Below are 12,146 nucleotides of genomic sequence, written 5' to 3' on the forward strand. Positions count from 1 at the left end.
TATTTAATATTTTCTGTCTTTCTTTCCTAAAAAAAATAGATTACATTATTAAAGCACATATATTTATTATTAGGGGGATTCTTCTATGAAGAATAAAAAATGGATTACATTTTCTTTAGCAGCAGCAATTACACTTAGTATAGGAAGTTCGTACATTCCGTCTACTTATGCCGAAAACTCCGTAGACCCATCTCCTGAGATTGCTGCAAAAGTTGTAAATCAAAACAACGGGAAGAAAGTATTATTTGATAATACGCACGGTCAAACAGCAGGGACGGCTGACTGGGTTATTGATGGCGGCTTTTCTGATTTCGGAAACGGCATTGCCCAGAACGGATATTATGTAAAAGAACTTCGTAAATCAACACCTATTACATACGAAGATTTAAAAGATTACAATGTATTTATCGTTCCAGAAGCAAATATTCCTTATAAAAAATCTGAACAAGACGCAATGTTACAATACGTAAAAACTGGCGGCAGTATCTTCTTCATTGCCGATCATTATAATGCAGATCGCAATAAAAACCGTTGGGACTCCTCAGAGGTATTCAATGGATATAGACGCGGTGCATGGGAGAATCCAGCAAAAGGCATGTCTAGTGACGAAGTAAATTCACAGGCTATGCAAGGAGTCGAAAGCTCTGATTGGCTATCCGATAATTTCGGTATTCGTTTCCGCTATAATGCAATTGGTGATGTTTCGGCTAAAAACATTGTGTCACCTGAACAATCATTCGGAATTACAGAAGGCGTATCATCTGTAGCAATGCATGCTGGTTCTACTCTAGCTATTACAAATCCAAAACTAGCAAAAGGGCTTGTTTACCTTCCAGAAAACCCGTCAAAATGGAATAACGCTGTTGATAGTGGTGTTTATAACGGCGGCGGTGTTGCAGAAGGTCCTTATGCTGCAATTGCAAAAGTAGGAATTGGAAAAGCTGCATTTATTGGGGATTCTTCTCCTGTTGAAGATGTATCGCCAAAATACGTTCGTGAAGATTCTGGCCAAACAAAGAAAACTTATGATGGATATAAAGAAGAAAACGATGCTATTTTGCTAGAAAACATCGTAAATTGGCTATCGAAGAAAGAAACATTTACAAGCTTAGACCAAGTCAACGGTTTACAGCTTGATGCACCTACAGCTCTACAAACATTCGAACAACCAAGTTTATCAACAGAACCACAACCAGAGCCTTGGAGTGCACCAAACGCAGGTTATCAATGGTTTAATACAAATACTTTTAAACCAGGATCATACGGTTATAACGGTGCGGTAACAGCAAACGATTATGTAATTACACACCCTAGCATTCTACCAAACAATGAAGTGTTCCAAATAAAGATTCAAGTAAATAACTTATTACCAAACACAACATACAATAACTACTCTTTAGGTATATTCACTACTGGCGGTACACAAGTAGCAAAAGTTCAAAATGCAAACGGTACTTGGCCATCTACTTTCGGATATAGCAATGTATTCTCTTTCACAACAAACAGCTTAGGCTCTGCTGAAAAAATTGCAAATGTGCAAATCAATCAAAATACAACTGGACAAGCAACGCTTCGTCTACGCCAAAATACAACAGCGAAATATAATGAGGCTGTAACGATTAACAAGAAATAATGAAAAAGGCAATCCGCATATGGATTGCCTTCTTTTCACTTCTCTTCTTTTGAGAAAAACATCCTTGAAATAACGATACCTATACTACCTACTATTAAGAATAACACTGCCCTGATCATCATTGATACTTCTGGTAAGTCTAGAAGGAATAGCTTCCCTATCGTTACGACTAACACGACTAAACCAGCATACAATATTTCATTCATGTTTCTATTTCTTCCAAGCCAAACTGCAAATAATGCATATACCATCCATAATAACGATACAGGTACGCTTATTATACTTCCATCTGTAGAAAGAACTTCACCGACTCTCGTAATTGCAACGAATACAATGACCATAAACGAATAGAGTGCTATAGAATAAACATATTTTCCAAAGCTCATTAACACATCTTTCGCTTGTTTCATGCAGGAATAAAATGTACCTATTAAAATAAGGTGAGCAACAAATCCAGATGAGAGGAATTGATCAAATGGGCTAAAAATCGTCTGTATCATTCCAATCGCGTAAATCGTTGCACTCACATACAATTTTATCTGTTGTTTTACTTTAATAGTAGTCATCATGCCGAGGAAACCTTGCAACAATAATACGATCGCTGCATTCACTAAACTGTATTCATATAAAATGGCTAAACTAAATGCTCCCATTGCGAAACCAAATAACAGATTTGTAAATGTAGAGTGTCTATTCTTCCTATATTCAAATACGAACATAATAGCATGCACGAGTGCACTAATGATTAATCCCCATGTTGTGAATTCTGGAATTTTTGCAATGGTTAATATAAAGAAAACGGCATTCGCACTAAATATCGCCAAGCGTGGTTCTAATATAAAACTTCTCTCCGTAAACATATGCCAAAATAATAGTAAATGAATCAAGCCATAAACAAACGTTAATTGTATTTGCAAATTCTCTACTAACATCGACATAACCGCAAAGAAAACAAAAAGGACAATCGCAGCAACAGCATAAGAAATCATATATAAATACTTATAATGATTTTTCAACGCATACCATAATAAACTAAGTGTTAATATCGTCTCATATCCAAAGAAAATGTAAGAATTAGGAGTCGTACTATTTAACAAGAATGGCACGAAGAAAGCTCCTACCGCTACGAAAATAATGAGATATTCCGACTGATATCTTCTCGCTAAATAAATGCCTAAAATAACCCATGCGATGTTGCAGGTAAATGCGACACTTGCTGGAATGAATCCATATAAATAATGTGCCGCAAACGTCGTTAAAACAATACCCGTAATACTCCCTCCAGCTAATACTAGCCCTAAAGCTTGCCGCTCTCGTTTAATTTGAACATCCCCTATATAATACAAACCGATAGATAGGGCGATACCAAACACAATTCGTATCGCTGGTGTTAATAAACCAGCATCTACCCCTGCTTTAAACAACCAAATAACCCCGAGTAACATAATACCGACAAATATGCGCGGCAACCACGTTTGGCAAAACTTAATAATATTGAATGGTTCCGGTTTAAAAGCAGATATATTTACTTGTTTTTCCTCAATTTCTTGCATGTTCTCTTTAATTGTAACTACACTTTCTTGTGATTTTTCATCCACTATCGGTTCAATATACGCTTTCTTTTCCTTACGAACATGTTGCTGAGCGTTTTCTACTTCTATTTCTCTTTGTTTCGCTTTCAATTCAGAAAGTGCTTCTTGAATCGTTTCTATTGCAGTTTCGAGTGCTTCTATTTTCTTATTCAACTCTTCCTTCATACGCTCCCCCCTCATCACCCATTCGAAACCTATATATTACCAATTATCTTTATCATACTCTTAGTCTATTCATTTTCAATAGTATTTTTCCAAAAAAAAGAAAGGTGTTTTCCGAAATAGGAAAACACCTTTTACTTATTTCTTCTTATTTAAAACAACACTAATGATAACACCAATACAAGCACCTATAATAGCTGGAACAATCCACCCAACACCTTCTGTATAAAAAGGAATGTATTTCAATACTGACGTCCACTCATTCATCATTACATTTTTATTAAAAATATCAATTGCACTAAATACCGCTACAGCCCCAACAGTTACTGTATATACGTATACATACTTTCCAATATACTGATGGAATAACCCTAAAATAATAAGCGTTAATGCAACTGGATAAATAAATCCAAGGATCGGTACTGATACTTTTAAAATTTGCGTTAATCCTAAATTCGCTAAGAGCATACTAGCAAAACTTAATATAAACGCCCAAATTTTATAAGATACTTTCGGAAATGCACTTGCGAAAAATTGACTACAAGATGTAACGAGTCCGATTGAAACACATAAACATGCGATAGTAAAAATAAGACCTAATAAAACAACTCCGCCTTGTCCAAATAATGTAGTCATAACTTGTGATAACACTTTCGCGCCATTATCAAACGTACCTAATGAACCACTAATTGAACCAACATATCCAAGGATGACATAAATAATAGATAATAAAAGACCTGCTCCAATACCAGCAATACTCATATATTTCGCTAACCCTTTATCATCTTCAATACCTTTTGCACGCAGGGCATTGGCAATCACAATACCAAAGATTAAAGCCGCTAGCGCATCCATCGTTAAGTATCCATCTAAAAATCCCTGGAACATCGGGGCTTGTCCATAATTACCAGCAGCTTCTTTCACACTACCAACTGATGTAAACATACTTTTTATAAATATAATGGCAATCATACATAATAATAAAGGCGTTAAAATTTTCCCAAATAAGCCCATTAATTTAGATGGGGATAAGCTTAGCCAGTAAACGATGCTAAAGAAAACAATCGTGTAAAATAGTAATATTCCGCTTCCCGCTTCTGGGAATAACTGGCCTGGTCCCATTTCAAATGCTAAACTTCCTGCACGTGGTATACCAAGACCTGGTCCGATAAACAAGTACACAATACACGGAAAAATAATTGCAAATGAAGGATGAACTCTCCCCGCTAATGTTTGAAAACTTCCCGCTTTCGCAATAGCAATAACACCTAATATCGGAAGTCCTGTTGCTGATATAATAAAACCTAACAGTGCAATCCATACATGTTCTCCTGCTTCATATCCAAGGAAAGGCGGAAATATAAGATTCCCTGCTCCAAAGAACATAGAGAATAACATAAGACTAATAAGTAAAATTTCTTTTTTCTGTAACAATTTCATTTCTTTCTCCTTCTTCAATTTCATCACGCATGAAATCTATTCCACACATAGGAAAAACGCGATAATCCGCTTCCTTACAAAGAAAACATAGTCCATAGTCTATCACAAAAGAATCACCCATTCTATAGCTATACCCCTTTTCCAATTTCTTCTGAAAAATCGACCTTTATTGACTTTTAATAGTTAATAAAGTAAACTATTAAACATACAAAACTATTCACTTTGTTTTTGTTTGTGTCAGGAGGAAAATTACATGGAATCAGCGATACAACTAGAAAAAGAACAACAAAGAAAAAAGAAACATCCTCCAGGTTTATACTTACTCTTCTTTACAGAAATGTGGGAAAGATTTAGTTACTATGGATTAAGAGGATTATTAACATTATATTTAACGACAGCTTTAGTAAGCGGTGGTCTTGGGTTTAGTCCAGCATGGGCACTCTCCATTTATGGATTTTATACTGGAGCCTGTTATTTCACCCCGTTAATTGGTGGATACTTAACAGACCGCTTCCTAGGTAAAAGAAAGGCTATCACAATTGGTGGTATAACAATGGCAATCGGTAACCTTACACTATTTTCCATGCAGAACCAAATCGGCCTATACCTCGGATTAGCGCTTATTATTATCGGTAACGGATTCTTCAAACCGAATATCTCTACACTTGTTGGAGAATTATATGAAGAACATGATCCAAAACGTGATAGTGCATTTACCATTTTCTATATGGGTATTAACGTCGGTTCATTTTTAGCTCCACTCGTTTGCGGATTTTTATCAGAAAATTTATTCAAAACAACAGTAGATGGCGTTGTTCATTACGGATTCCGTTACGGTTTCTTAGCGGCTTCAATCGGAATGATTATTGGACAAATTTTATTTACAACTCTATCTAATCGCTTCCTTGGTGATATCGGTAAAAAACCAACTCGCGATTTACAAACGACAGATGGACAACAAACAGTAGGAAATACACCGTTAACAAAAAAAGAAAAACAACGTACCGCAGTTATCGTCATTTTAACATGTTTCGTTGTCTTCTTCTGGGCTGGCTTTGAACAAGCTGGTAGTTCGTTAACATTATATACAAACAAATTTGTAGACCGCTCTGTGTTCGGATGGGAAGTCCCAACCTCTTGGTTCCAATCGGTCAATCCGTTATTTATTATTTTACTTGCTCCAGCCATTTCAGCACTATGGGCAAAACTTGCAACTAGAAAAAATGGGGACTTAAAAATCCCAACAAAAATGGGACTTGGTATGATCCTACTCGGTATCGGTTATATCATTCTCGTTATCGCTACGTTAAAAACAGGTAGTGATGAACATAACATTACAGAAAAAGCAAACCTACTATTTATCGTCTTTACGTATCTTTTCCATACTTTAGGTGAGCTATTCTTATCACCTGTTGGACTATCAATGGTTAGTGCACTTGCTCCAGTAAAACTTGCTTCTTTATTAATGGGAGTATGGCTAGCAAGCTCAGGTATCGCCAACATTTTAGGCGGACAACTTGCGAGCTTTACAACTTCACTTGGATATTCTGAAGTATTTACAGTAATCGGCGCTGCCGCGATTGTTTTAGGTTGTGTTTTATTATTAATTTCTAAAAGATTAGTGAAATGGATGGATTAAAAAAGATGAGGAATTTCTCCTCATCTTTTTTTATTCCTTCGCCTTCTTCTGTACAAAATCACCTGTCACAACATAACGCTTAGAATTATCCTTTACAGATACACACGTGATAAGCGTTATCTCATCTTTCCCATGATCTTCTACAACTTCCCATTTATCAGGAGTTACTTCAGATATGCCAGTAACCGCATACTCATATTCATTTTCATTATCATACAAATAAATTTTATCGCCAGTTTTCAAAGATGCTATATCACTAAATAAAACACCTTTTTTAGACATATTATGTCCTGCTAGCGCGTAATTCCCTTTTCCCATTACTTGATTTTCTTTTACTGTCGCTGCACCTGACAATAGGTTCTTCTCAGTAGAAGATTTTAAAACGGGAAGTTCTATTGAAACACTTGGAATCGAAATACGACCGATTACTTGTTTCTTATCTAACGATGCATTCGCTACTTCTGCTAAGTCTGGCTGATTAATTTTTGAAGCATCTACAAATTCCGTCTCATGCTTTTCATAATCCATCTTTTGAACAGCCTGTACATTTTCAGTCTGTTTCTTTTCAGCCTGATATCCATCATAAAATGGCTTTCCAATTAAAAAACCACCTACAACAAATAAAAGGATTGCTATTATACTATAAATTCTTTGCTTATTCATATACAATTCCTTTCCCTTACAAAATCTTACTCTATATAAAATGATAAGATAATATTGCTATATGTACAAGTGTAAGCTAAAAAGAAACCTTCTTGCTGATGCAAGAAGGTTTCTTTTTAAGCTAATTTATTTCTGTATAATGATACGTGGAATACTGTCATTTGAATCAAATAAATCAAATATACAACATATAAAGGGTATGCTGGAATATATAAATTTGCTACAGGTGTAAATATTAATAATCCTAGTGCACAAGGTAATACAAACCATAATGATACAAATGTTGTTCGACATGCCTTATCTGTAATATCCTTCTCGCGTTCATCCTCTTGAGGAAATAATAAAGGATACAATCGCAATGATGATTTTTTATATTTCTTCTTCTGCAATCTTTTAAAAAACGCTAATATGATAGCTACAATAAATATTAATGCAAATGGTACCCAACGTATCGTTATTTCAAATGGGAACTTTTCAGTTTTAATAACATCAGCAAACTGTATATAAAAATCATAAAACTCTACAAATGCCCAGCATGCCAATACACTGTAAAATAAATTTATGATATATGAAGCAACAATTCTATTCATCCTCTTCCCCCTCCTTATTTAAAACAAACACATCTTCCATCTTTAACTGGAATACGTCACAAATCGTAAGTGCGAGTAACAATGAAGGAACGTAATCCCCTTTTTCAATTGCAGCGATTGTTTGCCTTGTCACTCCAACTTTTTCTGCTAATACGCTTTGTGTGAAGTTAAAACGAGCTCTTAATTCCTTCACTCTGTTTAAAATGGTCAAATTTACCACCTCTCACTATTATTGTATGCTACACTTAACAAAATGTAAACTCAACTTAACATTATTTTTACAAAAAAAATCCAACTTTACGTATTGTAAAGTTGGATCACGTTTTAGTTTAAAATTGTAACTTTAACTGTTCTTCTACCCCAAGCATTAGCTGTCGCTGAATCCGGCATTAATAAATCAATAATATGACCTTTAATTGCACTACCAGTATCTCCAGCAATCGCTGTTCCATATCCTTCTACATATACAGTAGAACCTAACGGTATAACAGCTGGATCTACAGCAATTAATTTCATGTTTGGATTTGCAGTTAAATCATGCCCTAACTTAGATTTTACAGTTTCACCTGGTTTATAGCCATTTTCAGATGGATCAGCTGTATAAGCAGTTGCTGTTACATAAAATTCTTTTCCACCTTGAGCTGGTTTCGTGTCAGGCTTAGGCTTAGACTCTGACGCCGTATTTTTTGCTACAGGCTCTGCAGGCTTAGCTACTTCTGCTTTCGCTTTCGCTAAAGCTTCTTGCTCAGCTTTTGCAGCTGCTTCTGCTTTTGCACGCTCTTCTGCTGCAATTCTTGCTGCTTCTTGTTCACGAGCAATCGTTTCTTGTACTGCCTTCATATTCGATTCAATTTTAGCTTTCTCTTCTGCTGCTAAATTGATTTCGCTTGCAAGCTGATTATATTTCGCTTGAACTGTTTGTAAGTTATCTTGACGTTTTTTCAAGTTATCTTGCAAATCAGCTTGTGCTTTTGCTAATTTTTGCTTATCTACTACTAAAGATGCTTCTTTTTCGTCAATCGCTTTTTTATCTTCTTCAATTTGACGAAGATCTTGTTCTTGTAGACGTAAAATTTCTTTATCTGCATCTAAAATTGTAGATACTGCATTCATACGTTGTATGAAATCAGCAAAGTTTTTTGATTCTACAACAACTTCTACTACTAAACTCGTATTTGAGCTATTTTGAACAGAAACCATACGTTTTTTCATAATATCCTTACGAGCAAGGACTTTATCTTCTAAAACGATAATATCTGCTTTTTTTTGTTCAATCTGCTTATGTGTTTCATCGATTTTACGTTGAATAGCAGCTTGATCCTCTTTATTTTTTGCAATTGTATTATTTAAATTATGTAGTTCGTTTTCGATACCTTGAATTTCTTTAGTAACAGCTTGCTTCTCTTGCTCTTTCTTCTGCATATCTGCATCGTTTTGCTGCAATTGCTGTTGCATGTTGTTAAGTTTCTCGTCGTTTGACTCTGCTTTTACAGCGACTGTACTAGAAAGACCAATAATTCCTGCTAATACTAGACTACTGATTCGCTTAAAATAGTTCATAATCCGACTCCCTTCTTATACAGTTATACATGATTTATTTTACAGTTTGTTTACAAAACGATTAAATACAGTTTATTTTTCATGACAAAAAAAGGGAATTATGAATAAAATGTAATAGATTCTTAAATATTTAACAATTCCTATATTTAAAAATTATAAAAGATGCTAAAATCCAAATATAGAGAAAATATAACTTCTAAAGGCGGTTGAAATAAATACATGTTTACTCAAAAGAAATCACTCCAACATAAAATCGATCAATTAGAAGATCGTATACAAGAATTAGAAGCAGAATTAAAACAAAAAGATATTGAAAACCAAGAAACTATTTCTTCTATCCACAACCGTGTACAACGCGTTGTTCAAGAACATAAACTTGTAAATAACCAACACAATACACTCCAAAATTTAGTTCAACAATTGAGCTCATGTTTCGAAAATGTTTCAGCACGTACAACACATTCCAATGAATTAAATAATGAAATGTTACAGAAAGAACAAAGCTTAATCCAATCTATTGAAGAAATTATTGACTGCTCTAATGAAGGAAAAGAATCCGTCCACCGTTTACTTATTGTAATTAATAAATTAGGTGAACAATCTCAGCGCACATCTAATAGTATGAATCATTTAAGCGAACGCTCAAAAGAAATCGAGCAAATTGTAGAAGTAATTCAAAACATCGCAGCACAAACAAATTTACTTGCGTTAAATGCAAGTATTGAAGCCGCACGTGCTGGAGAGCACGGTAAAGGATTCGCTGTTGTTGCCAATGAAGTAAGAAAACTAGCGGAAAGTACAGCAGAAAGTACAAAAAACATCGGTAACTTAACGAAAAAAATTCAAGAAGAAATTGAAAAAGCATATGACAACACAAAAGATAATTTACATTTAGTCGATGAAGGTGTAGAGATGAGTGCCGATACAAACGCTAGAATTGAAAATATTTTAATCATGATTCAAACGTTACAAAATGGTGCTACAAATGTTATTAAAGCTATCGAAAACCAAAAATCTTGCAATGATGATATATTACGAGAATTCGCTAATACACAACAAATGTTCCAAAAATTAAACACTACTATTATGAATCATATTCATGATGCTGAAAAAGTCGATTCTCAATTGGCTCAATCTATTCAAAAACGGTAGTTTCTAATTAATAATAAAAATCCCTTATCTCCCATAAGGGATTTTTATTATATTCCGAATATTTATTTTTTCTCAATATTCATCCATATCTTGCTATAATGGAAAAGTTGTTTCTTTCGACTAATAAACAAGGAGGATGTTATGGAACAATTTTACTACATTTTAAAATATTTAATTCTCGGCCTGTTCCAAGGACTAACGGAACCAATTCCGATTTCTTCAAGCGGTCACCTCGTTTTAGCACAACATTTGCTAGGACTAGAAATAGAAGGATTTAGCTTCGAATTACTTGTTAATTCAGCTTCATTATTAGCTGTATTACTTATTTATAGAAATGATTTAATTCGTCTAACTAAGAATGGCCTATCTTATATATTTACAAGAGCAGAAGATGCAAAATCAGATTTCTTCTTTATTATTTATCTTATTATTGCCACCATTCCAGCAGGTGTCATTGGTGTTTTATTTAAAGATTATATCGATCAGTACTTAAAAGGTGTAAAGATGGTTGGGATTTCCCTTCTCATTACTGCTATCGGCCTTTGGATTATTAGAAACTTACGCGGACGTAAAAATGATGGTGACCTTTCTATGAAAGATGCAATCATCGTAGGATTAGCTCAAGCTTGTGCACTAATTCCTGGAATAAGCCGATCTGGTGCTACCATCGTAGCAGCAATGTTTCTTGGTATGAAGCAAGAAACGGCTCTTCGTTTCTCATTCTTACTATACATTCCTGTTAGCTTAGGTGGTTTATTACTAAGTATTACAGATATTGCAAAAGATCCAAATCTAGACACATTATTCGTGCCATATATCGTTGCATTCATCGCAACATTTATCATGACATATATTTCATTGAAATGGTTTATGAACATTATGGCAAAAGGAAATTTAAAATATTTCTCTTTCTATTGTATTATCGTAGGTGTACTAACTATCATTTTCTTATAAAATAATAGTTAACACTCTTTAAAGCAAGTCATTCTATTGAAATGGGATGACTTGCTTTTTTTATATTCCAATTTTAAATACGTTCCATTATTTACTTTGAATTTTCTGAATAGTATAATATTAATTGTTCTCATTGTTTTTTATTACTATCGAAAAAGAGGTGTTCGTATGTTTATCGTTACTAAACTTATTCATATTAAATATGGCTATGAAAATGAAATATTTCATTCACTTAAACAGCATTCTCCCTCATATGGAACACACGGCTTTATTAACATAGAATTTTCACAGATGCCTCGTACAGATAATAGTGCCGAATATATGGTTCGTATGTTATGGAAAACTCAACAAGATTATCATGAATGGCTTTCTCAAAGAAAGGATGATAAAACTTGGAAACACCAAATACAAAATTACATCCTTTCTTCAAAATCCAATGCTGCCTATATGCAATAAAAGCCCTCTTACTGCTCCCATACAGTAAGAGGGCTTTTCCTTATGCATACACTTTCTTTTCTTGACAATGCAAACGAATAACATGCTTATTTTGTTGAAATATATCATGTGTTAGGCGAATAATAATAAAGTTTCGTTTTATTTGATTGTCATGAACAAAAATCTGTTCCCCCTCCTGAAAATGCCAAGCACTTTCAAAATTCGTAATATGACCCCCACTTACCGAAAAAAGCTCATATTGCATATCATGTACCCTCTTCCAACTCAATTCATCATAATATATTAATATTAAACTAATTATAACT

The 12,146-nt window shown here is 34.3% G+C and carries 12 protein-coding genes and 1 pseudogene; 5 read left to right on the top strand and 8 right to left on the bottom strand.

All coding sequences use genetic code 11. The annotated features are described in order from the left end of the window. Positions 1–85 precede the first annotated feature (85 nt). Positions 86–1,633 (top strand): DNA-binding protein, encoded by a 1,548-nt coding sequence (locus MR065_RS16850; RefSeq protein WP_242214469.1) that lies wholly within the window; start codon positions 86–88, stop codon positions 1,631–1,633. A gap of 35 nt (positions 1,634–1,668) precedes the next feature. Here MR065_RS16850 and MR065_RS16855 read toward each other — a convergent pair whose 3' ends face one another. The 3 genes from MR065_RS16855 to MR065_RS16865 form a co-directional block, all read right to left on the bottom strand. Then, on the bottom strand, positions 1,669–3,390 hold the full coding sequence (locus MR065_RS16855) for a DUF2339 domain-containing protein (RefSeq protein WP_242214470.1): 1,722 nt from the start codon (positions 3,388–3,390) through the stop codon (positions 1,669–1,671). A 135-nt stretch (positions 3,391–3,525) separates the two neighbouring features. Then, positions 3,526–4,827 carry a branched-chain amino acid transport system II carrier protein BrnQ1 gene (brnQ1, locus tag MR065_RS16860; protein ID WP_242214471.1) on the bottom strand — a complete coding sequence of 434 codons (1,302 nt, stop codon included), beginning with the start codon at positions 4,825–4,827 and terminating at the stop codon, positions 3,526–3,528. Beyond that, positions 4,790–4,948, bottom strand: a complete 159-nt coding sequence (locus MR065_RS16865) for a hypothetical protein (protein WP_170952783.1) — start codon at positions 4,946–4,948, stop codon at positions 4,790–4,792. The genes brnQ1 and MR065_RS16865 overlap by 38 nt, the downstream gene beginning before the upstream one ends. A gap of 132 nt (positions 4,949–5,080) precedes the next feature. On the opposite strand from MR065_RS16865, the gene MR065_RS16870 reads away from it, so the two are divergent. Next, entirely contained in the window at positions 5,081–6,466 is a 1,386-nt protein-coding gene (locus MR065_RS16870) for a peptide MFS transporter (RefSeq protein WP_242214472.1), read from the top strand. Positions 6,467–6,496: 30 nt separating this feature from the next. Here the strand turns inward: MR065_RS16870 and MR065_RS16875 are convergent, their stop codons facing one another. The 4 genes from MR065_RS16875 to MR065_RS16890 all read right to left on the bottom strand — a co-directional run bounded on the left by MR065_RS16875 (position 6,497) and on the right by MR065_RS16890 (position 9,279). After that, complete coding sequence (locus MR065_RS16875) at positions 6,497–7,129, bottom strand: class A sortase (protein WP_242214473.1); 633 nt, start codon at positions 7,127–7,129, stop codon at positions 6,497–6,499. Between the two features lie 116 nt (positions 7,130–7,245). After that, positions 7,246–7,719 carry a DUF2178 domain-containing protein gene (locus MR065_RS16880; RefSeq protein ID WP_242214474.1) on the bottom strand — a complete coding sequence of 158 codons (474 nt, stop codon included), beginning with the start codon at positions 7,717–7,719 and terminating at the stop codon, positions 7,246–7,248. Continuing rightward, positions 7,712–7,930: a helix-turn-helix transcriptional regulator gene (locus MR065_RS16885; protein WP_000154019.1), complete on the bottom strand. Its 219-nt coding sequence runs from the start codon at positions 7,928–7,930 to the stop codon at positions 7,712–7,714. The genes MR065_RS16880 and MR065_RS16885 overlap by 8 nt, the downstream gene beginning before the upstream one ends. A 113-nt stretch (positions 7,931–8,043) precedes the next feature. Beyond that, positions 8,044–9,279, bottom strand: a complete 1,236-nt coding sequence (locus MR065_RS16890) for a 3D domain-containing protein (protein ID WP_242214475.1) — start codon at positions 9,277–9,279, stop codon at positions 8,044–8,046. 630 nt (positions 9,280–9,909) lie between these two features. Between MR065_RS16890 and MR065_RS27755 the strand changes: the two are divergent. The 3 genes and pseudogenes from MR065_RS27755 to MR065_RS16905 all read left to right on the top strand — a co-directional run. Next, positions 9,910–10,431, top strand: a pseudogene (locus MR065_RS27755) (methyl-accepting chemotaxis protein); the annotation flags it as partial. Positions 10,432–10,572: 141 nt separating this feature from the next. Further along, positions 10,573–11,385: an undecaprenyl-diphosphate phosphatase gene (locus MR065_RS16900; protein WP_242214476.1), complete on the top strand. Its 813-nt coding sequence runs from the start codon at positions 10,573–10,575 to the stop codon at positions 11,383–11,385. A gap of 168 nt (positions 11,386–11,553) precedes the next feature. After that, positions 11,554–11,841, top strand: coding sequence for an antibiotic biosynthesis monooxygenase family protein (locus tag MR065_RS16905; RefSeq protein ID WP_097905259.1), 288 nt, complete (start codon positions 11,554–11,556; stop codon positions 11,839–11,841). Between the two features lie 40 nt (positions 11,842–11,881). Here MR065_RS16905 and MR065_RS16910 read toward each other — a convergent pair whose 3' ends face one another. Further along, positions 11,882–12,085 carry a hypothetical protein gene (locus tag MR065_RS16910; protein WP_242214477.1) on the bottom strand — a complete coding sequence of 68 codons (204 nt, stop codon included), beginning with the start codon at positions 12,083–12,085 and terminating at the stop codon, positions 11,882–11,884. Positions 12,086–12,146: the final 61 nt, after the last annotated feature.

It is taken from the genome of Bacillus cereus group sp. BfR-BA-01383 (assembly GCF_022663495.1).
In the GTDB taxonomy this organism is placed as follows: Bacteria; Bacillota; Bacilli; order Bacillales; family Bacillaceae_G; genus Bacillus_A; species Bacillus_A cereus_AU.

Excerpts from the sequence above, each read along its gene's own strand:
- MR065_RS16850 (WP_242214469.1), top strand. The coding sequence starts at position 86 with ATGAAGAATAAAAAATGGATTACATTTTCTTTAGCAGCAGCAATTACA.
- MR065_RS16855 (WP_242214470.1), bottom strand. The coding sequence starts at position 3,390 with ATGAAGGAAGAGTTGAATAAGAAAATAGAAGCACTCGAAACTGCAATA.
- brnQ1 (WP_242214471.1), bottom strand. The coding sequence starts at position 4,827 with ATGAAATTGTTACAGAAAAAAGAAATTTTACTTATTAGTCTTATGTTA.
- MR065_RS16865 (WP_170952783.1), bottom strand. The coding sequence starts at position 4,948 with ATGGGTGATTCTTTTGTGATAGACTATGGACTATGTTTTCTTTGTAAG.
- MR065_RS16870 (WP_242214472.1), top strand. The coding sequence starts at position 5,081 with ATGGAATCAGCGATACAACTAGAAAAAGAACAACAAAGAAAAAAGAAA.
- MR065_RS16875 (WP_242214473.1), bottom strand. The coding sequence starts at position 7,129 with ATGAATAAGCAAAGAATTTATAGTATAATAGCAATCCTTTTATTTGTT.
- MR065_RS16880 (WP_242214474.1), bottom strand. The coding sequence starts at position 7,719 with ATGAATAGAATTGTTGCTTCATATATCATAAATTTATTTTACAGTGTA.
- MR065_RS16890 (WP_242214475.1), bottom strand. The coding sequence starts at position 9,279 with ATGAACTATTTTAAGCGAATCAGTAGTCTAGTATTAGCAGGAATTATT.
- MR065_RS16900 (WP_242214476.1), top strand. The coding sequence starts at position 10,573 with ATGGAACAATTTTACTACATTTTAAAATATTTAATTCTCGGCCTGTTC.
- MR065_RS16905 (WP_097905259.1), top strand. The coding sequence starts at position 11,554 with ATGTTTATCGTTACTAAACTTATTCATATTAAATATGGCTATGAAAAT.
- MR065_RS16910 (WP_242214477.1), bottom strand. The coding sequence starts at position 12,085 with ATGCAATATGAGCTTTTTTCGGTAAGTGGGGGTCATATTACGAATTTT.